22 protein-coding genes are annotated in these 25,111 nt (G+C 66.3%); 8 read left to right on the top strand and 14 right to left on the bottom strand.

Features of this window, described 5'->3' with window-relative positions:
- Nucleotides 1-45 precede the first annotated feature (45 nt).
- The gene (locus ACTJKQ_RS18510; RefSeq protein WP_440597674.1) at nucleotides 46-1,485 is read left to right on the top strand and encodes a coniferyl aldehyde dehydrogenase; all 1,440 of its coding nucleotides are present in this window, start codon (nucleotides 46-48) and stop codon (nucleotides 1,483-1,485) included.
- Here ACTJKQ_RS18510 and ACTJKQ_RS18505 read toward each other — a convergent pair.
- Together ACTJKQ_RS18505 and ACTJKQ_RS18500 are read right to left on the bottom strand one after the other, a co-directional pair.
- A complete protein-coding gene (locus ACTJKQ_RS18505; RefSeq protein ID WP_440597673.1) occupies nucleotides 1,457-3,355 on the bottom strand; it encodes an ATP-binding response regulator in 1,899 nt (632 codons plus the stop codon). The two genes, ACTJKQ_RS18510 and ACTJKQ_RS18505, sit on opposite strands and share 29 nt — an antisense overlap.
- Complete coding sequence (locus tag ACTJKQ_RS18500) at nucleotides 3,342-3,977, bottom strand: response regulator (RefSeq protein ID WP_099730786.1); 636 nt, start codon at nucleotides 3,975-3,977, stop codon at nucleotides 3,342-3,344. The genes ACTJKQ_RS18505 and ACTJKQ_RS18500 overlap by 14 nt, the downstream gene beginning before the upstream one ends.
- Nucleotides 3,978-4,140: 163 nt before the next feature.
- On the opposite strand from ACTJKQ_RS18500, the gene ACTJKQ_RS18495 reads away from it, so the two are divergent.
- The 3 genes from ACTJKQ_RS18495 to ACTJKQ_RS18485 all read left to right on the top strand — a co-directional run bounded on the left by ACTJKQ_RS18495 (nucleotide 4,141) and on the right by ACTJKQ_RS18485 (nucleotide 6,776).
- On the top strand, nucleotides 4,141-4,746 hold the full coding sequence (locus ACTJKQ_RS18495; RefSeq protein WP_108498959.1) for a hypothetical protein: 606 nt from the start codon (nucleotides 4,141-4,143) through the stop codon (nucleotides 4,744-4,746).
- A gap of 167 nt (nucleotides 4,747-4,913) precedes the next feature.
- Entirely contained in the window at nucleotides 4,914-5,435 is a 522-nt protein-coding gene (locus tag ACTJKQ_RS18490) for a GNAT family N-acetyltransferase (RefSeq protein ID WP_056065189.1), read from the top strand.
- Between the two features lie 174 nt (nucleotides 5,436-5,609).
- Nucleotides 5,610-6,776, top strand: a complete 1,167-nt coding sequence (locus tag ACTJKQ_RS18485; protein WP_440597672.1) for a methyltransferase — start codon at nucleotides 5,610-5,612, stop codon at nucleotides 6,774-6,776.
- Between the two features lie 27 nt (nucleotides 6,777-6,803).
- On the opposite strand, the gene ACTJKQ_RS18480 is transcribed toward ACTJKQ_RS18485, so the two are convergent.
- Complete coding sequence (locus ACTJKQ_RS18480; RefSeq protein ID WP_056064929.1) at nucleotides 6,804-7,337, bottom strand: hypothetical protein; 534 nt, start codon at nucleotides 7,335-7,337, stop codon at nucleotides 6,804-6,806.
- A 270-nt stretch (nucleotides 7,338-7,607) separates the two neighbouring features.
- Between ACTJKQ_RS18480 and ACTJKQ_RS18475 the strand changes: the two genes are divergently transcribed.
- On the top strand, nucleotides 7,608-8,585 hold the full coding sequence (locus tag ACTJKQ_RS18475) for a tRNA dihydrouridine synthase (RefSeq protein ID WP_099730782.1): 978 nt from the start codon (nucleotides 7,608-7,610) through the stop codon (nucleotides 8,583-8,585).
- 20 nt (nucleotides 8,586-8,605) lie between these two features.
- Here the strand turns inward: ACTJKQ_RS18475 and ACTJKQ_RS18470 are convergent, their stop codons facing one another.
- On the bottom strand, nucleotides 8,606-10,543 hold the full coding sequence (locus ACTJKQ_RS18470) for a phospholipase D family protein (protein WP_440597671.1): 1,938 nt from the start codon (nucleotides 10,541-10,543) through the stop codon (nucleotides 8,606-8,608).
- A gap of 148 nt (nucleotides 10,544-10,691) precedes the next feature.
- Nucleotides 10,692-11,894: an ammonium transporter gene (locus ACTJKQ_RS18465; protein WP_056064922.1), complete on the bottom strand. Its 1,203-nt coding sequence runs from the start codon at nucleotides 11,892-11,894 to the stop codon at nucleotides 10,692-10,694.
- Nucleotides 11,895-12,105: 211 nt separating this feature from the next.
- On the opposite strand from ACTJKQ_RS18465, the gene ACTJKQ_RS18460 reads away from it, so the two are divergent.
- Nucleotides 12,106-13,365, top strand: coding sequence for a PA0069 family radical SAM protein (locus ACTJKQ_RS18460; protein ID WP_440597670.1), 1,260 nt, complete (start codon nucleotides 12,106-12,108; stop codon nucleotides 13,363-13,365).
- Nucleotides 13,366-13,426: 61 nt separating this feature from the next.
- On the opposite strand, the gene ACTJKQ_RS18455 is transcribed toward ACTJKQ_RS18460, so the two are convergent.
- Nucleotides 13,427-14,509, bottom strand: a complete 1,083-nt coding sequence (locus ACTJKQ_RS18455) for a sodium-dependent bicarbonate transport family permease (protein ID WP_108498583.1) — start codon at nucleotides 14,507-14,509, stop codon at nucleotides 13,427-13,429.
- Between the two features lie 89 nt (nucleotides 14,510-14,598).
- Between ACTJKQ_RS18455 and ACTJKQ_RS18450 the strand changes: the two genes are divergently transcribed.
- A complete protein-coding gene (locus ACTJKQ_RS18450) occupies nucleotides 14,599-15,498 on the top strand; it encodes a LysR family transcriptional regulator (RefSeq protein ID WP_108498582.1) in 900 nt (299 codons plus the stop codon).
- Between the two features lie 117 nt (nucleotides 15,499-15,615).
- On the opposite strand, the gene ACTJKQ_RS18445 is transcribed toward ACTJKQ_RS18450, so the two are convergent.
- From ACTJKQ_RS18445 to ACTJKQ_RS18435, 3 genes are all read right to left on the bottom strand, one after another.
- Nucleotides 15,616-16,656 (bottom strand): DMT family transporter, encoded by a 1,041-nt coding sequence (locus ACTJKQ_RS18445; RefSeq protein WP_440597669.1) that lies wholly within the window; start codon nucleotides 16,654-16,656, stop codon nucleotides 15,616-15,618.
- A 185-nt stretch (nucleotides 16,657-16,841) separates the two neighbouring features.
- Complete coding sequence (locus ACTJKQ_RS18440; RefSeq protein ID WP_440597668.1) at nucleotides 16,842-17,129, bottom strand: GNAT family N-acetyltransferase; 288 nt, start codon at nucleotides 17,127-17,129, stop codon at nucleotides 16,842-16,844.
- 28 nt (nucleotides 17,130-17,157) lie between these two features.
- Nucleotides 17,158-18,099 (bottom strand): LysR family transcriptional regulator, encoded by a 942-nt coding sequence (locus ACTJKQ_RS18435; protein ID WP_440597667.1) that lies wholly within the window; start codon nucleotides 18,097-18,099, stop codon nucleotides 17,158-17,160.
- Between the two features lie 137 nt (nucleotides 18,100-18,236).
- Between ACTJKQ_RS18435 and ACTJKQ_RS18430 the strand changes: the two genes are divergently transcribed.
- On the top strand, nucleotides 18,237-19,271 hold the full coding sequence (locus tag ACTJKQ_RS18430; RefSeq protein ID WP_440597666.1) for an NAD(P)H-quinone oxidoreductase: 1,035 nt from the start codon (nucleotides 18,237-18,239) through the stop codon (nucleotides 19,269-19,271).
- Between the two features lie 76 nt (nucleotides 19,272-19,347).
- Here ACTJKQ_RS18430 and ACTJKQ_RS18425 read toward each other — a convergent pair whose 3' ends face one another.
- From ACTJKQ_RS18425 to ACTJKQ_RS18405, 5 genes are all read right to left on the bottom strand, one after another.
- Nucleotides 19,348-21,066, bottom strand: coding sequence for a phosphoethanolamine transferase (locus tag ACTJKQ_RS18425; RefSeq protein ID WP_440597665.1), 1,719 nt, complete (start codon nucleotides 21,064-21,066; stop codon nucleotides 19,348-19,350).
- A 36-nt stretch (nucleotides 21,067-21,102) separates the two neighbouring features.
- On the bottom strand, nucleotides 21,103-21,975 hold the full coding sequence (gene fghA / locus ACTJKQ_RS18420) for an S-formylglutathione hydrolase (protein ID WP_440597664.1): 873 nt from the start codon (nucleotides 21,973-21,975) through the stop codon (nucleotides 21,103-21,105).
- Nucleotides 21,976-22,148: 173 nt separating this feature from the next.
- The gene (locus ACTJKQ_RS18415) at nucleotides 22,149-23,264 is read right to left on the bottom strand and encodes an S-(hydroxymethyl)glutathione dehydrogenase/class III alcohol dehydrogenase (RefSeq protein ID WP_440597663.1); all 1,116 of its coding nucleotides are present in this window, start codon (nucleotides 23,262-23,264) and stop codon (nucleotides 22,149-22,151) included.
- A 46-nt stretch (nucleotides 23,265-23,310) separates the two neighbouring features.
- A complete protein-coding gene (locus ACTJKQ_RS18410) occupies nucleotides 23,311-23,577 on the bottom strand; it encodes a metal/formaldehyde-sensitive transcriptional repressor (RefSeq protein ID WP_056064906.1) in 267 nt (88 codons plus the stop codon).
- 218 nt (nucleotides 23,578-23,795) lie between these two features.
- Nucleotides 23,796-25,106 (bottom strand): citrate synthase, encoded by a 1,311-nt coding sequence (locus tag ACTJKQ_RS18405; protein WP_056064903.1) that lies wholly within the window; start codon nucleotides 25,104-25,106, stop codon nucleotides 23,796-23,798.
- Between the last annotated feature and the right edge of the window lie 5 nt (nucleotides 25,107-25,111).

Below are 25,111 nucleotides of genomic sequence, written 5' to 3'. Positions count from 1 at the left end.
GCCTTTTTGTGACGCGCCCATCGGGGTGTCTCCTATCATCCATCCATGACACCAGCCGATATCCGCGCACATTTCGATCTTCAGTTCCAGGCCAGCCGTGCGCACGTGGACGTGCCGCTGCTCGTGCGGCGAGAGCGTTTGCTGCGCTTGCGCAAGTTGCTCGATGAGAATGGGCCTGTGCTGGCGGCGGCCGTGCAGGCCGACTTTGGCATGCGGTCACCCCGCCTCACGGAGGTGGCAGACTTCTTGGTGCTGCGCACCTTGCTGTCGCACACGCTGCGCCACTTGGCAAAGTGGGTCAAGCCCCGAAAGGTGCATACGCCGATTCACCTTCAGCCGGCCCACGCCTTCATCCAGCGCCAGCCCATGGGGGTGGTGGGGGTGATTGCACCGTGGAATTACCCGGTGCAACTGGCCCTGGCACCTGCCATCACCGCGCTGGCTGCGGGCAACCGCGTGATGCTCAAGCCCAGCGAGTTGACGCCCCATACCTCGGCCCAATTGGCGCTACTGGTGGCGCAGTTCTTTGCCCCCGACGAATTCTGTGTAGTGCAGGGAGACGCCAACCTGTCCGCATTGTTTGCCTCGTTGCCTTTCGATCATCTGGTGTTCACAGGCTCCACGGCGGTGGGCCGCAAGGTGGCGCAGGCGGCAGCGCAGAACCTGACACCGACCACGCTGGAGCTGGGCGGCAAGTCGCCCTGCATCATCGACGGCCATTGCGACATGGCGGACGCGGCCGTCAAGATTGCGCACGGCAAACTGCTCAATGCGGGGCAAACCTGTATTGCCCCCGACTACGTGCTGCTGCCGCGCGGCCGTGAGGGCGAATTTGCGCAGGCTTACCGGGCCGCAGTGGCGCGCCTGTTCCCCACCATCGAGGGCAACGCCGACTACGCCTCCATCATCACGCCCCGCCACCATGCCCGTTTGCGCACAATGCTGCAGCAGGCGCAAACACAAGGGGCAGAGGTGCACACGATCGACCCTACCGACGGCAAACCTATGGTGCCCACCGTGGGAACGCTGGGCGACGGTGCAAGCCGCCAGATGCTGCCCACGCTGGTGTTTGGTGCCACCTCGAAAATGCAGCTCATGCAGGAGGAAATTTTTGGTCCCATCCTGCCCGTGATCTTGTACGAGCGGCTGGACGATGCCATTGCCCACATCAACAGCGGGCCCCGCCCGTTGGCGCTTTATTGGTTTGGCCAGAGCGAGGCCGTGCGCGACGACGTGTTGCGCCGCACCGTCAGCGGCGGGGTGACGGTGAACGACACGCTGATGCACATTGCGCACGACAACCTGCCGTTTGGCGGTGTGGGGGACAGTGGCTGGGGCGCCTACCACGGTGAGCAGGGGTTCCTGCGCTTCTGTCACCAGAAGTCGGTGCTGGTGCAGTCGCGCTGGGCCATGGGCTCGCTGTTCTATCCGCCCTATGGGGCCAAGTTCGACCAGGTCATGGGGCTGCTGCGCCGCTGGTTGTAGTGCTTTGTGTGAGTTGCCCGGGTGCTGTCTGACCGTCTTCCGGTTCGTCGTCCACCATGGCAGCAGGCAGCGGCGGTTGGGTGATGAGCTGCACCATCGCATCGCGCAGCTGGCCGGTGGACACCGGCTTGTGCAGTAGCAACGCGGAGGTGGACTGCGCGTCGCGCAGGCGCTGGGGCGAGGTGTCACCCGTCATGATGATCGCGGGCACGTTGGTACCCAGGTAGGCTCGCAGCGCCTGCAGTACCTGTTTGCCGGTTTCTTCATGGCGCAGACGGAAGTCGGTGATGATGATGTCGGGCGTCACGTCCTCCAGGACTTCCAGGGCGTCTGCGCTGGATTCTGCCGTCATGCACTGGCAGCCCCAGCTTTGCAGCAATGACTGCATGCCCAGGCGCACGGCCTCGTCATCGTCGATGGCCAGCACCTTCAGGCCTACCAGGCTGCGGCCGTCCTGGGGTGTGGTGGCATCGTCCTCCAGTGCTCCCTGCCAGCGGTCAAGCCACAGCCTGAAGACAGACCCCTTGCCAGGCTGCGAGCGCAACTCCACGGAGGTCCGCATTTCACGCGCCAGGCGCTGCACGATGGCCAGGCCCAGGCCCAGGCCTTTGCGGCGGTCACGCTCCGGGTTACCGAGCTGGTGGAACTCCTTGAAGATGTGTTCCCACTGGTGCCCGGGGATACCCGCCCCGGTGTCCCACACCTCCAGCGCCAGCCGTTTTCCGCGCGTGCGGCAGGCAATCAGTACACCGCCCTGGGCGGTGTAGCGCAGGGCGTTGGAGATGAAGTTGTGCATCACCAGGCCGACCAGGGAGCGGTCGGCAAACGCGGCGGCAGAGGTCTCGCGGGTGCGGTACACCAGGCCGGCCGTGTCGGCCTGCACGCCAAACTCCTGCTCCAGCGCAGTGAGTAGGGGCTGCACCGCAAACGCGGCTGGCCGCACCTTGACCACGCCGGCCTCCAGCCGGGAGTAGTCGAGCAGGGTGGTGAGCATCTCGGCCGCAGCGCCTGATGCGGCATGCGCATGTTTCAGTACGGTGCGCTGGTGGTCATTGAGCGGGCTGCGGTGCAGCGATTCCAGAAACAGACCCATGGCATGCAAGGGCTGGCGCAGGTCATGGCTGGCAGCCGCCAGAAAGCGAGATTTGTCCCGGTCGGCCTGCTCGGCGGCTTCTTGCGCCGCCAGGGCCCGCTGCGATTCGGCCCGCAGCTGGCTGACCAGGCGTTCGTTTTCCAGCTTGAGTGCAATGCTGCGCCTTGTGGCACGGTCGGCCGTGCGTGCCTGCAGGCAAGTCAGCGCGTAATACACCCCGGTCAGGAACAGCGCAGGCCACATCACGGGCCCACCCGCCAGCGCCACTGACAGCATCACGCCGCCGATGGCGCTGGTGAGGTAGGTGACGTAGGCCCGGTACAGCGGCGCGCCAAGCCCGAGCGCTCCCGACGACACGGTGCTGATGATGCCGATGGCGTAGATGACGCTGTCGGAGTTGCCCCAGTACAGCACCACATAGCCCAGGCTGCCCCAGCTCAGGCCCATGGCCGCCATGCAGGCGATGAGCTTGCGCGCGGCCTGCGGCGCAGGATCCACAAACGGTGCAATGCTGCGCAGCGCGAGGTACACCCCGGCCACCACCAGCGTGTGCGAGACCAGCCATACCGTAATGGCCTGCGTGTCTGCCACGCGGGCCATAACCCAGAGCGTGCCCAGGGCCGTGGCCAGCGATGCCAGCAGCGTCATCGGAAAGTTCTGTCGCAGCAGGGCCACCTGTTCGCGCAGGACCTCGTCGCGCTCCCACACCGGCCAGCCCCAGCGCGTGGGTGGTATCACCGGTTCAAGGGGCAGCGGACTGGTTTCAGAGGGGGTCATGAAGCTGCGGGGTGGACAGGCCCAGGCGCTGGGCTGCCAGCAGCGCAGCGCTGCGGCTGTTGACGCCCAGCTGCGCAAAGATGGCCGCCACATGCACACGCACCGTGTTCTCGCTCAGCCCCAGGTCGCGGGCGATCACCTTGTTCGGCCTGCCCGTGCACAGCAGCGACAGCACATCCAGCTGCCGTGCCGTGAGGGATGGCGTGTCGGGCCCCCGCACCGTGGCGCTGTTGCCGCTGTTGATCGGAAAACACGGCTGGCCTGACAGCGCGCAGCTGATGGCCTCCAGGATGTCCTCGGCGCTGGCGGACTTGGGTAAAAAGCCATCGGCCCCGCGCGCGCGCGCTTCGTGGATGGCATCGGGTGCCACGCTGGCCGACACCAGAACGATGCGCGCCCGGGGGCACGCCTGTCGCAACAGTCGCAGGCCGTCCAGCCCGCTCATGCCGGGCAACTGGATGTCCAGCAGGACCAGGTCGATCTCCGCCTGCTGCAGTGCGCAGGCATCGGCGATCGATCCGGCCTCGGCAATGCTGCCCACGCTGGGGTGGTCCTGCACGATCAGGCGTAGCCCCGTGCGGAACAGGGTGTGGTCATCCACAAGCAAAAGACGGGCAGTCATACAGGCAAGTATTGCGCACAACCGGGTGTTGCGGGCTAGTCCATTTGTGCGATGGACGCACGGATGTGCACTTTCTAGACTTTCCGTCAAGCATTGAAAAGCACTTTGGGTGCGCACCAATGCGCAAACCTTCGTAACCACACTCCGTTTTCAAAGGGTTCCCATGACGATCAATGCACACACCCATGGCGCCAGCACCTCCGAAGCAGGCCTGCACCACAGCGAACGACGACCCGCGGCCAGCCCCGGCGCAGCCCATTCGGGCACGGGCCTGGGGGGCAACAGCGTGGCGCTCATCGTGCAGGAGCACTGCCCTGACATGCTGGCGGCAGCCGGCGTGGTGATCGAGCACCTGGACGCCCAGGCTGGCACCTGGCAGTTCTCTGCCGACGCTGGGCAGACCTGGCGTGGCATCCGCACCGACCTGATCAACCGGCCGGGCAACCTGGGCCTGGCGCTGGACCGCGACGCGCGCCTGCGGGTGCTGCCCTTTGGCGGCCACCGGGTGACGGGGGCACGGGTGGCGTTCCATACGGTGCAGCGCAGCCATGGCCAGGGCAACGGCAGCTACCGCGCGTATGCCAGCGAAGACCGCGATGGCGGTTCGCGCACCGTCACCCTGGTGCTCAGCCTCGCGGCCATCAACGGCGCCCCACCGGCAGTGCATGTGCCCCGCCCCCGCAACAAGCGCGCGATGGTGCAGCGCGCAGCGGCAGCGGCCACTGCGGCTGCGGGCAGCGCCTTGTCGGGCGCCATGGTCATGGCCTGAGGGTCGGCTGCGGGCCCCTGCGCATGCGGGGCGTGTGGGGCGAAAAGCGAGGCAGGGAGGCGTGACCGACAGGGCTGCGCTACCCGCCTGTCAGGGTGGAAAAACCGTTTGCGGCGACAATGCCGGTCCTTTTGTTTTTTCATTCCCCGTTTTCGTTCGGTTTTTTCATGTCAAGTATCCAGGTTCGTCCCGCTACGCTTCGCGATGCCAAAGCCATCGCCCAGATCCACACTGTCTCTGCCCAAGAGGCTTACAAAGGACTGGTGCCAGACGAGCAGTTGAAATCCATGTCGGTCGAAAAGCGCCAGGCCTACTGGCGCGAGGCCATTGAATATTGCGAGCCCCAGGTCCAGGTGGCGGTCGATGGCGAGAAGATCGTCGGCTTTGTCGGCTACGACCGCTCGCGCGATGAAAAGTCCCGCCCCACCACTGGTGAAATCTGGGCCATCTACGCGGCCCCCACCCATTGGAACCAGGGCGTAGGCCTAGCCCTGTGGGACGCCGCCCGTGACGGCCTGCAAGAAGAAGGCTGCACCAACGTCACCGCCTGGGTGCCGCTGCGCAATGAGCGCGCCCTGCGCTTTCATGAGCTGGCCGGCTTCAAGCGCGAGCTGTCCACCGCCAAGACCGCCGTGATCGGCGGCGTGAAGATCGAAGAAGTGCGCCTGAAGCGCCCGATCAACGCTTAAAGTGCGACGACACCCCCCTGCGTCGCTGCGCTCGTTCCCTCCGCTCTGGCTTCGCTGCGCTGCGCGGACAGGGGGACGATGCCTTCGCTGCAGGGCGGCCCTTGCTCGGCATCCCCGGCCTGCCGCGCGCCTGTTTCCCATACTACGGACTGTGCGCGGCACTGTCAGACTCTGATGCCAACAAATCCTTCCACCATCCACTGGACCCACCAGGGCCAGCCCCAGCAAGCCCTGTGGCGCTCCGAGAGTGGCGCCTCCGCGCCGCGCCGGGTAGAGGGGGCTGACGACACGCTGGCCGCCGACACGGCTTACCGCATGGCCTGTGAGGGGACGGGGTTGCTGTGGCAGGGTGATTTCCAGAACGCGCGGCACCTGCTGCAAGCGCTGATGCGCCGGGCCGACAAGAAGCCCCGCAAGGCGGCTGCAAAAGCGTCCCAGAAACTGGCGGCGGCCACGGCGGCCGAAGCGTTTCACCTGCACCGCCAGGCACAAGCGCAGCGCGCGCGGGTGCTGGCATCGGTGCTGATTCCGCTGGAGGGGGACTACAGCATTGCGCTGCGTCGCGCGCCCGACTGGCGCCAGGCCTGCACAGAGGCCTGGGGGCCTGCGACCGGCGAGCGCTCGGTGGCCACGCTGCGCGAGCTGCTGGGGCTGGTGGGCGCGCATGAGTGGCGCAAGAAAGGGGTCGAAATCCCTGCGCTGGGTGCTCCGCCGCTCAACCGCATTCACCCGCACTATGGTGTGTTCTCGCCGGTGCGTGGCGAATACGTGGGGCTGGTGGCAGCAGCACCTTTGCCCAGCAAGGCCCTGGCGTTTGATATTGGCGTGGGCACGGGGGTGTTGTCGGCCGTGCTGGCACGCCGTGGCGTGCAGCGCGTGGTGGCCACCGACCAGGATCCCCGGGCACTGGCCTGTGCGCGCGAGAACCTGCAGCGCCTGCAGCTGCTCGACCGTGTCGAGTTGCAGCAAGCGGACCTGTTTCCACCGGGCCGGGCGCCGCTGGTGGTGTGCAACCCCCCCTGGGTGCCGGCGCGCGCCAACTCGCCCATCGAACACGCCGTGTACGACGAAGGCAGCCGCATGCTCAAGAGCTTTCTGGCGGGTTTGTCGGCACACCTGGAGCCCGGCGGCGAGGGCTGGCTGATCCTGTCGGACCTGGCCGAACACCTGGGCCTGCGCCCGCGCGAACATCTGCTGGCCTGGATTGCCGAGGCGGGCCTGGTGGTGCGTGGCCGCCACGACGTCAAGCCGGTGCATGCCAAGGCCGCCGACGCGCAGGATGCGCTGCACGCTGCGCGTGCGGCCGAGGTCACGTCTCTGTGGCGGCTTGCTGCGGCCTGAACCCGCACAGACCGGCTCAAGACCGGCTCAATCAAGCAGCGCAGGCTGCGTAGTGGCAAAGTTTTCAGCCACCGGGCTGGCTGGCAGCAACTGGTCCAGCCGCTCACGCAGGCTGGCGGCACGCTCGGCGCCTGCAGCGAGTGCCACTTCTTCAAACATGGCTTCGCCCACGTCCAGCATGCTGGTGCGGTCCTTGGCGGCGCGCAGCGCCTCGCGGAAATGCTGTGCCAGCACGGGGTCGCGGCGCGCAAACAGGCGCTCGCAGGTGTCAAACAGGTACATGCGCGCACCGGCCAGCGACCGCAGGGACTCACCCGGTGCCGGGCGCTCGATGGAGGGTGCGGTGGGCTCCGGCGTGGGTGGCAGGTCTGCCGGACCGGTCAGGTAGCCCTGGCGCATCAGGTTCTCGACAATCTGCGCGCCAATGCCGTTGTACATGGCTTGCAGGTCTGACAGCGGTTTGCCGTCGGCCAGCAGGAGCAGGGAGCGTTCGCGCAGGCTCAGGGTGCGCACACCAGGCGAGAGTTCCAGGCGGGCTTTGTCGGTTTTTTGCAGCAGCATGGGGTGTCTCCGTGGCGGTCGGTCTCTGGAGCGAGGATTCCACCAGCCGGGCGTGACGCCGTGATGACCCCTTGGGATGTCCTGCATCACAATCGTGGGCTGGCTGGCGCTGCCTCAAGCGCCGAATGCCTGCGCAATTGCTCCTTATTTGATAGCTGCTTGGGCATATTGCACTAGCGCTTGGTGCTATTTTTGTTTGAATTTTGCTGCTGAGTGCCTGTGGATGCTCTTTTTTCGGAGAGGGCTCATCGAGCCAGCAGAGCCCGTGACATGACCTTGCTGCTCGCCCCGATGGAGGGGCTTCTGGATTTTGTGCTGCGCGATGTGCTGACCCGCGTGGGCGGCGTGGACCGTTGCGTGTCGGAGTTCATCCGCATCACCGGCACCCTGCTGCCCGACAAGGTGTTCCTGCGCTACGTGCCCGAGCTGCGCAACGGCAGCCGTACCTTGGCCGGGGTGCCCGTGCGGGCCCAGTTGCTGGGCTCCGACCCGGTCAGCATGGCCGAGAACGCGGCGCGCCTGGCGGCGCTGGGCCCCGAGGGGATCGACCTGAACTTCGGCTGCCCCGCCAAGGTGGTCAACCGCCACGGCGGTGGCGCAGCACTGCTGCAGGAGCCTGAGCGCATTGCGGCCGTAGTGGCTGCGGTACGCCGCGCCGTGCCGGCGCACCTGCCGGTGTCGGCCAAGATGCGCCTGGGGTTCAACGACACCCACCTGATGCGTGAATGTGCCCAGGCCATGCAGGCAGGGGGCGCTGCCGAGCTGGTGGTGCACGCGCGCACCAAGGCCGACGGCTACCGCCCACCGGCCTACTGGGAGCACATCCCCACCATCCGCGCGGCGGTCTCCATCCCGGTGGTGGCCAATGGCGAGATCTGGACGGTGGCCGACGCGCAGCGCTGCCGTGAAGTGTCGGGCTGCGACGCGCTGATGCTGGGCCGAGGCATCGTGGCGGACCCCGGTCTTGCACGTGCCATTCGCGCTGCCGATGCTGGGCGGCCGGACACGGACACCGTGGTGTGGGCCGATCTGGTGCCACACCTGGCCGCCTTCTGGCAGCTGGTGTGCGACGACCTGGAGCCGCGCCAGCGCGCGGGGCGCCTGAAGCAATGGCTTAACCTGTTGCGCCGCCGGTTTGCCGAGGCCGAGGTGGCGTACCAGCATGTGCGCACCATGACGGACCAGCGGGCGATCACCGTGTGGGTGGCGGACTTGCAGGCGCAAGCCCAGAGCGCCCACGGCGCTTAGGACAGGTTCTCAGGCCGCTGCTACAGCAGGTGGTCGGGCGCCAGGGGGCCCAGCAGCTGCAGCATCAGCCGCAGCGGGGCACTGGCGTCTGGCTCGGTCGTGGCGTCTGGCAGCCCGCTGCCCTCGGGGGCGCGCCAGCGCAGGCCCTGGTCGGTGGCCTGCACCTGCCACGCGGATTCTTTCAGCGCCGTGTCGATCTGAGTGAGGGCGCGGCGAGACAGCTCCGTGCTGCGGATCAGCAGCGCCACCTCGGTGTTCTGCCGCTGCGAGCGCATGTCCAGGTTCATCGACCCCACCGCCAGCAGTCGGCCGTCCACGATCATCAGCTTGGAGTGCAGCATGGCGCGCGAGCTGCCTTGCGAACCCACGGCACCCGCGCCGCCGCCCATGCTGCCCGATACGCCCAGCGCTCCCCGCAGCACCCCTGGCAGTTCGCTGTGCATCTCGTACAGCTCCACCCCCATTGCAAGCAGCTGCGGCCGGTGGCGGGCATAGCCGGCATGCGCAATGGGCGCATCGTTGGAGGCCAGCGAATTGGTCAGCACCCGCACCCGCACGCCGCGCGCCCTTGCCGCCGCAAAGGCGGCCTCCATGTCCGGCCCCGGCACAAAGTAGGGCGAGATGATGAGCAGGTCGCGCCGCGCTTGGCCCATGAGCTGCAACAGCCCGTCCACCACGGTGTCGGTTTGGGCCTCGGTGGCTTCGGGGCTTGCGCGGGGGCTGTCGGGTGGCGCGCCGTTGGAAGATGCGGTGGCGCTATCGGCCGCCGGCAGCGTGCGGGGTGGTGAGGCTGCTGCGCTGTCGGCCGCCGGTATCGTGCGGGACCCCGAGACCAAGGCGGCAGCAGCGGCCTTGGGGCTGTGGGTCGCCCCTGCGGCGGCGCTGGCGCCTGGGCCCGGCGGCGGTGCTGCCAAGGCCAGAGCAGCCCCATTGCCCATCCCTGCGCTGTCGGCCGGGATCTTGGCAGGCTGGTCCACCAGCACGGCCGCCGCAGCCCAGACGAAGGGGGTGCGCTCCAGGTCCATGGGCTCGTAGTTCCAGATGCGTGCGCGCTGCGCAGCGGTGCTGCCTGGCCCCATATCGGGCGGCAGACGGTCTGGGGCGTTGGTGCCACCCTGGCCTGCGACACGGCGTCTGCGCCCTTCGTCGGCCACACGGATGCTGTCGCGCAGGTGGTCAAGCTCGCCCTGCGTGATGAGCGACTGCACCGGGTAGGCGCGCTCGTTGTTCCAGTAGCTGTCAAAGCTGCGCGACAGGTCCCGCACGATGGGGCCTGCAGCCAGCACGTCCAGGTCCACAAAGTTGCCCGAGTCGGCATTGCCGAAATAGGCATCACCCAGGTTGCGGCCCCCGGTCACAGCCATGGCGTTGTCGGCAATGAACAGCTTGTTGTGCATGCGCTGCTGCACGCGCGAGAAGTCGCCCAGCAGGCCCAGCATGCGACCAATGGGAGACCCCCTTGCGCCCGTGAGGGGGTTGAACATGCGCATTTCGATGTTGGGCACAAACGCCAGCCGCATCACCTGCGCATCACGCCCGGTGCTGTGGAAGTCGTCCAGCAGCACGCGTACCCGCACGCCGCGCTGGGCTGCTGCCATCACGCTGAGCAGCAGGCGTTCGCTGCTGGCGTCTGCGTGGATCGCGTAGTACTGCAGGTCCAGGGTTTTCTGTGCGGCGTCCACCAGTGCCAGGCGGCTGCTGTAGGCGGCTTGCGGGCCGCTGAGCAGCGCAAACCCCGAAGCGTGCCGCGCCCCTTCGGTGACCCTGCGTGCTGCTACCAACTGGCCCAGGGGGGTATCGCCAGGGGCCGACCAGGCTGCCGACACCGGGCGGTCCACATCCTTGGGCAGGCCCGCACAACCGGCAAGGGCCATGGCAACCACCACCAGCGCCATGCCCAGCCAGCCGGGGCGGGCCCGCAGGGGCAGGGTCAAGGACAAGGAGGGCAAAGACAACATGGCGCGATTGTGACCGTGGAGCCGCTGGGGCGCAGGGCTCAGGTATAGCCGTGCGCCGGCCCAGGCGATGTCAGACGGGGCGCCAAGGCGACGGCTGGGCCCTGTAGCAGGCGCGAAGCCTGGCCCGGGCCGCCGCCGGTTGGGCTGGTTACCAGCTCACTTCGCGGTCGGGCGTGGCGCTGATCTTGTGGATGCTCAGGTCGGCGCCGTCAAACTCTTCTTCCTGTGTCAGGCGGATACCCACCGTCTGCTTGAGGATGCCGTACACCACCACGCCGCCAACGAGGGCCCAGAGCACGCCCAGGCCGGTGCCGATGAGCTGGGCCGACAGGCTGACCCCGCCCAGCCCGCCCAACGCCTTGCTGCCAAAGATACCCGCAGCCAGTCCGCCCCAGGTGCCGCACAGCCCGTGCAGCGGCCATACGCCCAGCACGTCGTCGATCTTCCATTTGTTTTGCGTCAGGGTGAACATCAGCACAAAAATGGCCCCGGCCACCGCGCCGACCACCAGCGCACCCAGCGGGTGCATGAGGTCCGAGCCCGCACACACGGCCACCAGACCCGCCAGCGGGCCGTTGTGCACAAAGCCGGGGTCGTTCTTGCCCAGCACCAGGGCGGCCAGCGTGCCGCCCACCATGGCCATCAGCGAGTTCACAGCGACGAGGCCCGAAAGCTTGTCCACGGTCTGCGCGCTCATCACATTGAAGCCGAACCAGCCCACCACCAGCACCCAGGCGCCCAGCGCCAGGAAAGGGATGTTGGACGGCGGGTGGGCCGAGATCGCGCCATCCTTGCGGTAGCGGTTGGCGCGAGAGCCCAGCAGGATCACCGCCGGCAACGCAATCCAGCCGCCCATGGCGTGCACCACCACCGAGCCCGCAAAGTCGTGGAACTCTTCGCCCGTCAGCGCCTTGATCCAGCCCTGCACACCAAAATGCTGGTTCCAGGCAATACCCTCAAAAAACGGATACACAAAGCCCACGATGACTGCTGTTGCCAGCAGTTGTGGCCAAAACTTGGCGCGCTCCGCGATGCCGCCCGACACGATGGCTGGAATGGCGGCCGCAAACGTGAGCAAGAAGAAGAACTTGACCAGCGCATAGCCGCTTTGCTGCACCAGCGATTCGGCACCGATGAAGAAATGCGTGCCGTAGGCCACGGTGTAGCCGACCACAAAATAGACCACCGTGGACACCGAAAAGTCCACCAGGATCTTGACCAGTGCATTCACCTGGTTCTTTTTGCGGACTGTGCCCAGCTCCAGAAACGCAAACCCGGCGTGCATGGCCAACACCATGATCGCCCCGAGCAAGATGAACAAGGCATCTGTGCCCTGTTTGAGTGCTTCCATAACGTCCTCGCGATAGTGATTGATCGACTCTGGTGCGTTTTCATCCGACGCCACAGATTTGCACCAAGTTGAAGCAAGAAGTGCGCCAGGAGTTGGTGCAAGGCTTTGCACCGAATTGGGGCTTTGCCAGAGGGGTAGGTTTGTAGGTGGTGGATAAATACTGTATAAATAATCAGTTTTATTGTGCATGCTGCTCCACCACTCGATGGCCATGAGTTCACTTGACCCTCCCGACGACGACCTGCCTGCACAGCCGCAGGACATCCGGATTCCGCTGCAGGCCATCCGCGGGCGCGGTGCCGCCACGGCCATGGCCCACCGCTTTGCCAAAGACCAGCGCGAACGTGCGGATGATGGGTGGAACCATCCGCGCGCCCTTGGCAGGGCCGAGGGCGTGGAGCAGGGTGGCACGGGTACGGCTCAGGGTGGCAACCCGAACGGCGGGGGGGCTGAAGAGGGTGATGCATGGGGCGGGGGCGACGAGGGCGCCTGCGCCAGCCCCTCACCCGCCACCCGCGTGCATTTCGAAACGGCACGCAGCGCCATCTGCGCTAACGACTCGCCAGACATCTTTTTTGAACTCTCGGTGAACCCCTACCGGGGCTGCGAGCACGGCTGCATCTACTGCTACGCCCGGCCCACGCACAGCTACCTTAATTTTTCGCCCGGGCTCGACTTTGAGACGCAGATCGTGGCCAAGCACAACGTGGCGCAGGTGTTGCGTCAAGAGCTTGCACAGCCGCGTTACGTGCCGCGTTTGCTCAACATCGGCTCCGCCACCGACTGCTACCAGCCCGTGGAGCGCGACCTGAAGCTCACGCGCAGCGTGATCGAAGTGATGCGCGAGGCGCGCCACCCGTTTTCGCTGATCACCAAATCCAGCGGCGTGGAGCGCGACCTGGACCTGCTCGCCCCGCTGGCAGCGCAGCGCTTGGCGGCGGTGTACATCACCATCACCACACTCGACGCTGCGCTGGCTCGCCGCATGGAACCCCGCGCCGCCGCGCCCCACCGGCGCCTGCGCACCATCCGTGCATTGGCCGAGGCGGGTGTGCCGGTGGGCGTGAGCGTGGCGCCCCAGATCCCGTTCATCACCGAAGACATGGAGCAGGTACTGGAGGCCGCACGCGACGCCGGTGCGCGCACCGCGTTCTACACGGTGCTGCGGCTACCGTGGGAGCTGGATGCGTTGTTTCGCGAATGGCTCGCCGTGCACTACCCGCAGCGCGCAGCGCGCGTCATGGCCAGGGTGCAAGACCTGCACCCCCTGACCGGGGCCCAGCGCGCGGCTGGCAAGACCTATGACAGCGACTTTGCTACCCGCATGAAGGGCAGCGGGCTCTGGGCCGACCTGCTGCGCCAGCGGTTTGCCAACACCTGCCGCCGCCTGGGGCTCAACCGGGAGCGCGAGGGGCTGGACCTGGGGCAGTTCAGGCCGGGGCTGCTGAAAGGGCAGGGGAGCCTTTTCTAGATCCCGTGCCCGTCTCCGTGCACTTTGCACTGCGCGCCGCAGGCCGCAATGCGTTGCCTCGTCAGCCCCCCCACACCCGCTGCACTATCTGGGTGTACAGCGGAATACCCACCAGGATGTTCAGCGGAAACGTCACCCCCAGCGAGAGGCTCACGTACAGCGACGGGTCGGCTTCGGGGATGGCATAGCGCACCACGGCAGGCACCGCGATGTAGGACGCGCTGGCGGCCAGCACCATAAGCAGCACGGCATCCCCCGTGGGCACCTGCAGCAGCCAGGCCAGCGCCAGGGCCAGGCTGGCGTGCGTCAGCGGCCCCAGCACCGCGTAAGCCAGCAGCCATGGCGACTGCTTGCGCACCGCAGGCAGGTTGCGAGCCGTGGACAGGCCCATGTCCAGCAAGAACAGGCACAGCATGCCCTTGAACAGATCGCCCGAGAACGGCTGCATGGCCGCCTTGCCGGCATCGCCAGTCACCATGCCGATCACCATGGCGCCCAGCAGCAGCAACTGGGTGCCGTCGGTGAATGATTCGTGCAGGATCTTGCCCACCGACAGGTGAGGCCCCGGCTTGCCAGGTGCGCCCCCTGCGCTTGCGCCACCCAGCGCGGGGCCCCCTGCCGACGCCATGGCGACCACCGGTGGCACGCGCAGGAGGGGGCTTGTGGGGGTGATTGCCAACGACTGAGCCACCGACTGCCGCTGCCGCATCGCATTGGCCAGCATCACCGCCAGGATGATGGCGGGCGACTCCATCAGCGCCATGGCTGCCGCCATGTAGCCGCCGTAGGCAATGTGCTGTGACTCCAGGTACTGCGTGGCCGTCACAAAGGTCACGGCGCTGACCGATCCGTAGGTGGCTGCGACCGCCGCCGCGTTGAAGCCCGACAGCACCCGCCGCAGCAGCGCATAGCCCACCAGCGGCACCACCACGGCCAGCAGCACCGCCAGCCCCAGACTGCTGGCCACACTGGGTGTCAGGCCTGAAGCCGCCAAGGCAAACCCGCCCTTGAGGCCCAGCGCCATCAGCAGGTAGATGGACAAGAACTTCGAGATCGCCGCCGGCATCTCCAGGTTGGATCGGACCAGGCCCGCAAACACTCCCAGGGCAAAAAACAAAATCGCGGGGTCCAGCAAGCTTTGCATCATTCAACTCCTTGTTGGGGGTCGATGCTAGGGATGTGTGGCTGCAAAGTAAAATCGATTCGAACGCGTTTATCTATAGATAAAAATCTATGAATATCACCTTTCGCCAGCTGCGGCTGTTCCTGGCGCTGGCCGAGACGGGCAGCGTCAGCGCCGCCGCCAAGGTCATGCATGTCACGCAGCCCACGGCCTCCATGCAGTTGCGTGAGGTGACCCAGGCCGTGGGCCTGCCGCTGTACGAGGTGGTCTCCCGCCGTGTACACCTGACCGAGGCGGGACAGGCCCTGGCCCGCACTGCGCGTGCCATTGCGGGCGAGTGGGATGCGTTCGAGCAGCGCGTGTCGGGCGCCAAGGGCCTCACCAGCGGGCGCCTCAAGGTCGCCGTGGTCAGCACCGCCAAGTACTTTGTGCCCCGCCTGCTGGGCAGCTTCTGCAAGCTGCACCCGCAGATCGATATCTCGCTGGAGGTACTCAACCGCGACCACGTCATCACCCGCCTGCGCAGCAATCTGGACGACCTCTACGTCATGTCCATGCCGCCCGCGGATTTGCCGCTGGAGGACCAGATCCTCATGCCCAACCCGCTGGTTGTCATCGCCCCCGCAGGCCACTCCCTGGCCGCCAAAAAGCGCATCAAGCTCGCGCAATTGCAGACGGAGCGTTTCATCCTGCGCGAAAAAGGCTCCGGCACCCGCATGGCCACCGACGCCCACCTGCGCCAACTGGGTTTTGCGCCCAGCGCATTGCTGGAGCTGGGCAGCAATGAAGCCATCAAGGAGTCGGTGGAGGGCCAGCTGGGCGTCTCCATCGTCTCCCACCACGCCCTGGGCCCGCACCACGAGGGGCTTGCCGTGCTCAACGTGCAGGGCTTTCCCATCCAGTCGCAGTGGCACCTGGTCTGGCCCAAGGGCAAGCAGCTGTCACCGATCGCCGAGGTGTTCCGGGCACATTTGGTGGGAGAGGTGGAGGGCTGGATGGCACTGCGCTAATTGCGCACCCTGCGGGCCCGCCAACGGCGCGTCCCTTGGTGATGACTGGGGGGCGCTTAACGCTGAATGCCGTGCTGCCTGCAAAGGGACGGCCCCGCCACAAGCGGGTGTTCGGTCTCAATGGACATGCCGATGGTGGATGTCCGGGTAGTGCGGGTGTGTGTGCTTCAGTGGCAGGTGCGTGTGTCGGTGGCTGTGTTTGCCGCTGCCGCGATGTTCTACGCCGTGCGCGTGCTGGTGGTGCTCGTCGTGTTCGTGTTCGTGCTCGTGTTCCAGCGCTTCGTGTTGGTGCTCATGGCTGTGGTGTTCCGTGAGGTGCAACCACACCCCCAGGCCCATCAGCGCAGCGGCCATCCAGAACACCCATGACGTTGGTTCCGAGAACACCAACAAGGACACAACCACCCCCATGAAGGGCGCGGTGGAGAAGTACGCTCCCGTGCGGGCTGTGCCGAGCCCGCGCAATGCCAGCACAAACAGCACAAGGCTCAGTCCGTATCCTAAAAGGCCGACAGCCATCGTTGCAGACAGTGTGGCCCACGAAGGCCAGGCGGCGCCCATGCTGATGGCCAGCGTGGTGTTGACCGACCCCGCGATCAGGCCCTTGATGCTGGCAACGAAGAGCGCGTCGGAGGCAGAAACCTTGCGTGTGAGGTTGTTGTCGATGGCCCAGCACAAGCAGGCCAGGCCCACCAGCCAGGAGCCCGTGCCGCCGGGTTGCCACGGAGAGCCGGTCTGCCAGCCCAGGGCAATGCCTCCCGCCACGATGGCAAGCATGCCCCCCACGATGCGCCGGTCGGCGTTTTCTTTGAACACCCACCAGGCAATGACTGCGGTCAGCACCGCTTCCAGATTCAACAGCAGCGAAGCCGTGGCGCCGCTGGTGGAGTGCAGTCCCAGCATCAGCGCCACCGGCCCCACCACGCCTCCAAATAGCACGGTGCCCAGGAGCCAGGGCCATTCATTCAAGGGAATGCCAGAGGGCTTGAGCCCGCCATCGCGGACCACACGCACCAGGGCCAGTCCCAGGCCGCTGCCCAGATACAGAAGGCCTGCCAGCAGCACCGGTGGCAGGTCGCCCGTCAGCAGCTTGGCAAATGGGGTGCTGGCGCCGAACAGCACCGCAGCGCCCAGAGCGTAAATGACGCTTTGATTCATGGCGGAATTTTCTACCTGAAGGCGCCTGGCGTCTTCAGCGGCTGTGGGCCGACCGGGCTGGAGTCACTCCACCACCGATGCGCGCGGGTTGCGCCGCCCATCCAGGGGCAAGGGCGTTCTTTGCCATGACCCGCAGTGACCAGCAATGGACCGCCCCTGGCGGGCACCGCTGTCGGCAGGCCTGTTTACACCAGCACGTCCCGCAAAGACGCGTCCTTGTCGAACTGCGCCTTGGCAAATGGGCACAGCGGGACCACCTTGGTGCTTGTGGCCCTGGCCCATTGGACCAGTGCGTCGAGCAGCGCGCGCCCCACACCCTGGCCGCTGAGCGATGGGTCCACCTCGGTGTGGTCCACGATGATCATCGTGGCGTTGGTGCGGCTGTAGGTCATCTCGGCCAGGCGCTGGTTGTTGTGCTCGATGTAGAACGCACCTTTGGCGTCCTGTTCCTGGTGGTGAATGGTGTGTGGCATGTTGGGGCGCAAGGGGTATGGGTCTGCGTCAGAGTATGGTGCATCCGGTGCTGCAGTGGCGGCCCGGCCCGGTGGTGCCTGCTCCATCGGCATGGGGCGCCTGCTGGACTTGGAATGCCTCGGACAGAAACTCTGCGGTGGCGCGCACCCGGGCCGTGCGTTGCAGGTCGGGGTGCATGACTTGCCAGACCTCGTAGTCTGTCGCCCGGCGGCGCTCGGGCCAGATGCGCACCAGGCCTTCGCGCGCCCCCATCCACACCGGCATTTCACCCAGGCCAATGCCCGCCGCCACGCCCTTGCGCACCAACAGGCTGGAGCGCACGGCCAGCGCAATCCGGGCCTGGCGCGCAGGCACGCCCGCCATGGTCAGAAACGGGCTTTGCTCCAGGTAAGGCGCGTAGGCCACCAGGTGGTGGCCGCGCAGTTCGTCCTCTGGCACCGGCATGCCAAAACGCTCAACGTAGCCCGCACTGGCGAACAGGCCCACAGGCCACGACACCACGCGGCGCACCACGAGGTCGGGCGTCTCGGGCCGGACGTTGCGGAAAGCGATGTCCACCTGGCGGCGGCTGAGGCTGAGCAACTGGGTGGACACCTCCAGGTCCACGCGGATGTGGGGCCAGTGCTGCTGCAGGCGCTCAATGGCGGGCATCAGCAGGTCGATGGCGATCGAGTCAGTGCTGGTCACACGCACCAGGCCGCCAGGGCTGGTGTCCTGGCCCTCGATGCGGGTGCGCAGGTCCAGGGCCGCGCTTTCCATGCGGCGGGCGGCGGCAAGCGCTGTCTCGCCTGCAGCGGTGAGCAGGTAGCCGTCCTTGGCACGCAGGAAGAGCTTGGCGCCCAGTTCGGCCTCCAGCGCGTTCAGCCGCCGCCCGACGGTGGCCTGGTCCACGCCCAGGCTGCGCGCGGCGGCGCGCAAGGAGGGCGCGCGGGTGAGGGCAAGAAAGATGCGGGTGTCGTCCCAGTTCATGGCCGTATGGAGGTTGCGGATGAGGGGTGAGTGTGATGCAAATTTGCATCTCTGTAGAGCAAAATTGCTGCGTTTAAATCACTGCGTGGAGCCCTATCCTTCAAGGCACTGAAACCATTGCTTGAGGAGCAACACCCATGTCCACACCAGCGGCCGAACAACCTGCAAACCCCCAACGCACCATGCGAGCCGTCGTGTTCGATGACTTCGGCGGCCCGGAAGTGCTGGTGGCGCGCGAGATCCCTGTCCCCGAGGTGCGCCCGCACGACCTGCTGGTGCGCAACGCCGCCATAGGCGTCAACCGGGCCGACCTGCTGCACCGCAAAGGGGCCTATGGCCGCGCCTACTTTGGCGATGCCGACACCATGGGGCTGGAGATTGCGGGCACGGTGGTCGCCATGGGGCCCGAGGTGCAAGGCTTTGCCGTGGGCGACCGCGTGATGGGCATCGTGGGCGGCGGGGCCTACGCCGAGCTGTCACGCATTGATCACCGCATGGCCATGCCGGTGCCTGCGGGCATGGACTTGGTTGCCGCTGGCGCCGTGGCCGAGGTGTTCGTGACCGCGCACGAGGCGCTGTTCCACCTGGCGCGCTTGCACGCGGGCGAGTCGGTGCTGATCCATGCGGCGGCGGGCGGCGTGGGGTCAGCCGCCGTGCAGCTGGCCCATGCGGCGGGTGCGCGCGTGTTTGCCACGGCGGGGGGCGACAAGCGCGGCGCCGTGCTGGGCTGCGGGGCCGATGTGTTCATCGACTACCGCAGCGAAGACTTTCAGACGGTGGTGGAACAGGCCACGCAGGGCCGGGGCGTGGATGTGGTGATCGACTTCATCGGGGCTCCGTACCTGCAGCGCAATGTGCGGTCGCTGGCCGACGGCGGACGCCTGGTGTCGGTGGGGCTGCTGGGCGGTGCGCAGGGTGCGGAGCTGCCCATGGATGTGCTGCTGTACCGCCACCTGCAGATTTTTGGCACCGTGATGAAGTCCCGCCCGCCCGAGGTCAAGCAGGCCATGGTGCAGCGGTTTGCCCAGCAGTGGCTGCCAGCCTTGGCCGCTGGAGTGATCCGGCCGGTGATCGACAGTACATTTGCACTGGCCGATGCTGCACAGGCCCATCGGCGCATGGAGTCTGGCGCCAGCATCGGCAAGATTCTGTTGTTGCCCCAAGGGAGCTGAGCTGGCTGCGCCCTGCGCCACACCTTTGTGGCACAGGGCTGCCGGGGCCGTCCGCCTGGCCCCGCTTCGGTCCGCCTCAGCCCGCCGCGGCGGGCTTGCGGCACGCGGCAAACATGTCCAGCTCGGTGTTGTACGCCTCGGTCTTCACATCCATCAGGCCCAGTACCGAGTGGAAGTAGTGGTCGTGCGTGATGCGTCGCTCGCCCAGGTCTTGCTGCAGGCAGCCCGTGGCGAGGTGGGTGCGCGCCTGCATGGTGGGTGACAGCCAGGTGATCCAGGGTACGTGTTTTTGCACGTCGGGGGCAATGGAGTAGGGCAGGCCGTGCAGGTAGATGTTGTTCTCGCCCAGCGACTCACCATGGTCTGCTACGTAAATCATAGCTGTCTGGGCATGTTGTTCCTGCGCTCCCAGCCACTGGAGCACTGAATCGAGGAAATGGTCGGTCTCGACAATGCTGTTGTCGTAGGCGTTGACCACCTGCTCGCGCTGGCATTCCTGCAGCGCGGTGGAGGTGCATTCGGGGCCGAACTTCTTGTTCTCGGGCGCAGAGCGCTTGTAGTACGCGGGGCCGTGGCTGCCCATCTGGTGCATCACCACCACGGTGCCACGCTGGCGCTGCTCGGCGGGCAGGGCGGCGATCTGGGCGTCCAGGTCCTTGAGCATCACGCGGTCCAGGCACTCGCCGCCAGCGCACAGCGCTGGGTCTTTCTGGGTGCTGGTAATGGTCTCGCCCACGCGGTCGCACACGCCCTTGCAGCCCGACTGGTTGTCCACCCACAGCACCGCAAGGCCGGCGTGGTGCAGCACGTCGATCAAGCTTTCGTAGTTGGCCGAGCGGCCTTCGTAGCCTGTGCGGCCCAGGTGCGAATACATGCAGGGCACCGACGCGGCGGTGCTGGTGCCGCAGGACCAGGCATTGCGCGCACTCACCAGGTCTTTGCGGGCTGACAGGCGTGGGGTGGTGTCGCGCTCATAGCCGTTCAGGCCAAAGTTGCCGCTGCGGCCCGTCTCGCCCAGCACCAGCACCAGCAGCGGGGGCTTGGCCTGGCTGGCGTAGCTGGCGCCCAGCTGGGCGTCACGGCCCAGGGGCAGGATCTTGCTGGTGTCCATGCGCAGGGGCTTGGTGGCAATGTTGCCCAGCGCGTACACGCTGTTGAGCGGGTTGATCAGGTAGCGCAGCTTGGTGTGGTTGCGCATGGTCGATGCAAAGTCCTGGAACACCAGCAGCAGGCACACCACGATGACGGCGATGGAGCCTGCCAGCAGCAGGCCGTTGTGCGCCACATGGCGCAACGCGGTCAGGCGCTGCACCGGGCGGCGGTACAGCCACAACAGCGGCGGCACGGCCAGGATGAGCACGGTGCCCAGCATGCGCAGGTTGAGCAGGTCGCCTGCTTCCTTCACGTCGGTCTGCATCACGTTGACCAGCATGCTGGCGTCGATGGCGATGCCGTAGGCCAGCATGAAGTACGCGCCGAACGCGGCCATCAGCACCAGCACCAGCACGGCGGGCTTGAGCGTCCAGCGCCAGGCCAGCAGGCTCAGCAGCGCCGCGTTGCCCGCCGCGACGATGAGCGCAAACGCCAGCGCAAAGCCCCAGCCACGCAGGCTGCCCTGGCCGGGCAGCTGGGCCACCTCTTGCCACAGCGGGACGTTGCAGGCCGTGGCCAGCCAGGTGCTGACCAGCACCACCACCCATGCGGGGTGCAGGGGGCGGGGTGCAGGGGAGGCGGAGGGAGGCTCCGAGCGTGAAGCCGAGGCAAAGGGCAGCAGGCGCCGCAGGGACAAAAGCATAGCCCCCTAGTGTGCTGCCAGTTGCTTAAGCGCGCATTAATGTCCGGCGCCAAGACCCCGTGCATGGTGGGCCAAATGGTCGCCCACAAAGCTCTGCACAAAGTAGTAGCCGTGGTCGTAACCCGTGTGCCGGCGCAGCGTGAGCGGCTGGCCGATGGCCTGGCACGCGGCCTCGAACAGGTGGGGGTGCAGCTGGTCGGCCAGGAATTTGTCGTCCAGCCCCTGGTCGATGAGGATGCCTGCCGGGTAGGGCGCGATGGGCTGGTGCTGCATCAGCACCGTGGCATCGTGCTCCAGCCAGGTGGTGCGGTCGGGGCCCAGGTAACCGGTGAAGGCCTTTTCGCCCCAGGGGCACTGGGTGGGCGCGCAGATGGGCGCAAAGGCCGACACCGTCTTGAAGCGGCCGGGGTGGCGCAGGGCCAGCGTGAGAGCGCCATGGCCGCCCATGCTGTGGCCAAAGATGCCCAGGCGCTGCCCGTCGATGGGCAGGTGCTGGCCCACCAAGGGCAGCAGCTCTTGCAGCAGGTAGCTCTCCATGCGCCAGTGCGTGTTCCAGGGACTCTGCGTGGCGTCGAGGTAGAAGCCCGCGCCCACGCCAAAGTCCCAGCTGGCTGTGGCGCCGGGCAGAGCCAACACGGCCTCGCCGCGCGGGCTGGTGTCGGGCGCGATCAGGGCCAGGCCCAGTTCGGCCGCTAGGCGCTGGGCTCCGGCCTTGATGGCAAAGGTCTCCTCGGTGCAGGTCAGCCCGGCCAGGTACAACACGGTGGGCACAGGGCCCTGTTGTGCCTGGGGCGGCAGGTACACCGAGAACTTCATCGGCAGGCCGATGGTGGTGGAGGTGTGCTGGTAAAAGCGCTGCTCTCCGCCAAAACAGGCGTGCTGGCTGAGCAGGTCCAGGGGAGTGGTCATGGTGTTTGCTCTTGAATTGATAGCTGCTCAGGCAATATTTCGTAGCGCTTGAGGCATTTTTCGCTGGTAGGGAGCCTAAAAACCGGCTCCAGGCCGTTTGTCATGGCCCGCCAGGGCCAGCACCCAGAGTGCCCTGTGGTCTCAGGGGCTGTGGGCGCTGGCGCTGTGCAGGGTTAAGCAGCGTACTTGACGACCGAGCGGATGGACTTGCCTTCGTGCATCAGGTCAAAGGCTTCGTTGATGTCCTTCAGGCCCATGGTGTGGGTCACAAAGGGCGCGAGCTGGATCTTGCCGGCCATCGCGTCTTCGACCATGCCGGGCAACTCGCTGCGGCCCTTGACGCCGCCAAACGCCGTCCCCATCCACTTGCGGCCGGTGACGAGTTGGAAGGGGCGGGTGCTGATCTCTTGCCCGGCACCGGCCACGCCGATGATGACCGACTGGCCCCAGCCCCGGTGCGCGCATTCCAGCGCAGCGCGCATCACGTTCACGTTGCCGATGCACTCAAAGCTGTGGTCCACGCCCCAGGTTGTCATCTCGACGATGACCTGCTGGATGGGCTTGTCGAAGTCCTTGGGGTTCACGCAGTCGGTGGCGCCAAACACCTTAGCCAGGTCGAACTTGGAGGGGTTGGTGTCGATGGCGATGATGCGCCCGGCCTTGGCCAGCTTGGCGCCCTGGATCACGGCCAGGCCGATGCCACCCAGGCCGAACACGGCCACCGTGTCGCCCTCTTGCACCTTGGCGGTGTTCTTCACGGCGCCCAGGCCCGTGGTCACGCCGCAGCCCAGCAGGCAGACCTGCTCGGGGTTGGCGTTGGGGTTGACCTTGGCGAGCGAGACCTCGGCCACCACGGTGTATTCGCTGAACGTGCTGCAGCCCATGTAGTGGTAGATGGGCTGGCCGTTGTAGCTGAAGCGCGTGGTGCCATCGGGCATCACACCTTTGCCCTGCGTGGCGCGCACGCTCACGCACAGATTGGTCTTGCCGCTCTTGCAGAACAGGCACTCGCCGCATTCGGCGGTGTAGAGCGGGATGACGTGGTCGCCGGGCTTCACGCTGGTCACGCCTTCGCCCACTTCCACCACGATGCCCGCGCCTTCATGGCCCAGCACCACGGGGAACAGGCCTTCGGGGTCGTCACCGCTCAGGGTGAACGCGTCGGTGTGGCATACGCCGGTGTCGGTGATCTTGATGAGCACTTCGCCCTTCTTGGGCGGGGCGACGTCGATCTCGACGATCTGCAGGGGTTCTCCGGCTTTGAAGGCAACGGCGGCGCGGGATTTCATGGGGTGGTCCTTTCGGTCAATCGGGTAGCGAATGCGGGTGGGTGGTCTATTTGAGGTAAGAGCGAAGCAGCGCCAGCGTTTCGTCAATGGCTTGCTGGGACGGGGCCGGTTTTTCCGCCAGCGTCTCGCGCACGTGGCTGTCGAGCAGGTCGGCCATCAGTCCGTGCACGGCGCCACGCATGGCCGCCAGCTGCTGCAGGATGGGGGCGCAGTCACTGCCCGCTTCCACCGCGCGCTCCAGCGCCTCGGCCTGGCCCTTGATGCGGCGCAGGCGTGTGATGGCGCGTTGTTTGTCCTCGGCAGTGTGGGGCATGGTCAGGCGGCTGGCTGGTCGTTCACTGGGGTGTACTGGGTGGCAGTATAAAAGACAAGCACATATGCTGATTGCGCTACGGGCATTAAAAGGGCTATTACTCAGGGGGAGTATTCGAAAATTGGCAGTGAACCCCTCTCGATGAGCCATGAAAAAAGCCCGCAGGCACTGCCTGCGGGCTTTGTGGGGCGCGGGTGCGGCGCAGTGCGCCGCACCGATCAGCGGCTGGCCAGGGGAGGCACGTCGCGGCGCACGGAGCCGGTGAACAGCTGGCGGGGGCGGCCGATCTTGTACTCGGGGTCGCCGATCATTTCGTTCAGCTGGGCAATCCAGCCCACGGTGCGGGCCAGGCTGAAGATGCCGGTGAACAGGTTCACCGGGATGCCGATGGCGCGCTGCACAATGCCAGAGTAGAAGTCCACGTTCGGGTAGAGCTTGCGCTGCACGAAGTAGTCGTCTTCCAGGGCGATCTTTTCCAGTTCCTTGGCCAGCTTGAACAGCGGGTCGTTTTCCAGGCCCAGCTCGGCCAGCACTTCATTGCAAGTCTCTTGCATGAGCTTGGCGCGGGGGTCGTAGTTCTTGTACACGCGGTGGCCAAAGCCCATCAGCTTGACGCCAGAGTTCTTGTCCTTGACCTGCTTGATGAAGTCGCCGATCTTTTCCACGCCGCCTTGGGCCTGGATGTCGTACAGCATATTCAGTGCAGCTTCGTTGGCGCCGCCGTGGGCAGGGCCCCAGAGGCAGGCCACGCCCGCGGCGATGGCGGCGAACGGGTTAGTGCCCGACGAGCCGCACAGGCGCACGGTGGAGGTCGAGGCGTTCTGCTCGTGGTCAGCGTGCAGGATGAAGATGCGGTCCAGCGCGCGTTCCAGCACGGGGTTGACCTTGTACTCTTCGCAGGGCGTACCGAACATCATGCGCAGGAAGTTGCCTGCGTAGCTCAGGTGGTTCTGCGGATACATGTAGGGCTGGCCCATGCCGTACTTGTAGGCCATTGCGACCAGCGTGGGCATCTTGGCGATCAGGCGGATCGCGGCGATCTCGCGGTGCTGCGGATTGTTGATGTCCGTGCTGTCGTGGTAGAAGGCCGACAGGGCACCCACCAGACCGGTCAGCACAGCCATGGGGTGCGCGTCGCGGCGGAAGCCACGCAGGAAGAACTGCATCTGCTCGTTGACCATGGTGTGGTTGGTCACGCGGCTGGTGAAGTCGGTCTTTTGTGCTGCGTTGGGCAGATCGCCGTACAGCAGCAGGTGGCAGGTTTCCAGGAAGTCGCAGTTCTCAGCCAACTGCTCAATGGGGTAGCCGCGGTACAGCAACTCGCCCTTGTCGCCATCGATGTAGGTGATGGCCGACTGGGTGGCTGCTGTGGACAGGAAGCCCGGGTCGTAGGTGAACATGCCCGTCTGCGCATACAGCTTGCGGATGTCGATGACGTCCGGGCCGATGCTGCCCTGATAGACCGGCAGGTCCACGCTGGGGCTGCCGTTACTGAACGACAGGGTGGCTTTGTTGTCAGCTAGCTTCATTGTTA

This window comes from Acidovorax sp. 22279, from assembly GCF_052045435.1.
Lineage (GTDB): Bacteria > Pseudomonadota > Gammaproteobacteria > Burkholderiales > Burkholderiaceae_C > Acidovorax > Acidovorax delafieldii.
Note: the sequence above shows the minus strand (reverse complement) of the source record. Positions and strands in the feature narration are given on the sequence as shown.

What these genes read in the sequence shown, in the direction of transcription:
- ACTJKQ_RS18440 (WP_440597668.1), bottom strand. Translation starts at nt 17,129, where the DNA reads ATGCCACACACCATTCACCACCAGGAACAGGACGCCAAAGGTGCGTTC.
- ACTJKQ_RS18460 (WP_440597670.1), top strand. Translation starts at nt 12,106, where the DNA reads ATGAGTTCACTTGACCCTCCCGACGACGACCTGCCTGCACAGCCGCAG.
- ACTJKQ_RS18485 (WP_440597672.1), top strand. Translation starts at nt 5,610, where the DNA reads ATGCCAACAAATCCTTCCACCATCCACTGGACCCACCAGGGCCAGCCC.
- ACTJKQ_RS18495 (WP_108498959.1), top strand. Translation starts at nt 4,141, where the DNA reads ATGACGATCAATGCACACACCCATGGCGCCAGCACCTCCGAAGCAGGC.
- ACTJKQ_RS18480 (WP_056064929.1), bottom strand. Translation starts at nt 7,337, where the DNA reads ATGCTGCTGCAAAAAACCGACAAAGCCCGCCTGGAACTCTCGCCTGGT.
- ACTJKQ_RS18455 (WP_108498583.1), bottom strand. Translation starts at nt 14,509, where the DNA reads ATGCAAAGCTTGCTGGACCCCGCGATTTTGTTTTTTGCCCTGGGAGTG.
- ACTJKQ_RS18415 (WP_440597663.1), bottom strand. Translation starts at nt 23,264, where the DNA reads ATGAAATCCCGCGCCGCCGTTGCCTTCAAAGCCGGAGAACCCCTGCAG.
- ACTJKQ_RS18505 (WP_440597673.1), bottom strand. Translation starts at nt 3,355, where the DNA reads ATGACCCCCTCTGAAACCAGTCCGCTGCCCCTTGAACCGGTGATACCA.
- fghA (WP_440597664.1), bottom strand. Translation starts at nt 21,975, where the DNA reads ATGACCACTCCCCTGGACCTGCTCAGCCAGCACGCCTGTTTTGGCGGA.
- ACTJKQ_RS18405 (WP_056064903.1), bottom strand. Translation starts at nt 25,106, where the DNA reads ATGAAGCTAGCTGACAACAAAGCCACCCTGTCGTTCAGTAACGGCAGC.
- ACTJKQ_RS18435 (WP_440597667.1), bottom strand. Translation starts at nt 18,099, where the DNA reads ATGAACTGGGACGACACCCGCATCTTTCTTGCCCTCACCCGCGCGCCC.
- ACTJKQ_RS18430 (WP_440597666.1), top strand. Translation starts at nt 18,237, where the DNA reads ATGTCCACACCAGCGGCCGAACAACCTGCAAACCCCCAACGCACCATG.
- ACTJKQ_RS18465 (WP_056064922.1), bottom strand. Translation starts at nt 11,894, where the DNA reads ATGGAAGCACTCAAACAGGGCACAGATGCCTTGTTCATCTTGCTCGGG.
- ACTJKQ_RS18445 (WP_440597669.1), bottom strand. Translation starts at nt 16,656, where the DNA reads ATGAATCAAAGCGTCATTTACGCTCTGGGCGCTGCGGTGCTGTTCGGC.
- ACTJKQ_RS18500 (WP_099730786.1), bottom strand. Translation starts at nt 3,977, where the DNA reads ATGACTGCCCGTCTTTTGCTTGTGGATGACCACACCCTGTTCCGCACG.
- ACTJKQ_RS18475 (WP_099730782.1), top strand. Translation starts at nt 7,608, where the DNA reads ATGACCTTGCTGCTCGCCCCGATGGAGGGGCTTCTGGATTTTGTGCTG.
- ACTJKQ_RS18410 (WP_056064906.1), bottom strand. Translation starts at nt 23,577, where the DNA reads ATGCCCCACACTGCCGAGGACAAACAACGCGCCATCACACGCCTGCGC.
- ACTJKQ_RS18450 (WP_108498582.1), top strand. Translation starts at nt 14,599, where the DNA reads ATGAATATCACCTTTCGCCAGCTGCGGCTGTTCCTGGCGCTGGCCGAG.
- ACTJKQ_RS18425 (WP_440597665.1), bottom strand. Translation starts at nt 21,066, where the DNA reads ATGCTTTTGTCCCTGCGGCGCCTGCTGCCCTTTGCCTCGGCTTCACGC.
- ACTJKQ_RS18510 (WP_440597674.1), top strand. Translation starts at nt 46, where the DNA reads ATGACACCAGCCGATATCCGCGCACATTTCGATCTTCAGTTCCAGGCC.
- ACTJKQ_RS18490 (WP_056065189.1), top strand. Translation starts at nt 4,914, where the DNA reads ATGTCAAGTATCCAGGTTCGTCCCGCTACGCTTCGCGATGCCAAAGCC.
- ACTJKQ_RS18470 (WP_440597671.1), bottom strand. Translation starts at nt 10,543, where the DNA reads ATGTTGTCTTTGCCCTCCTTGTCCTTGACCCTGCCCCTGCGGGCCCGC.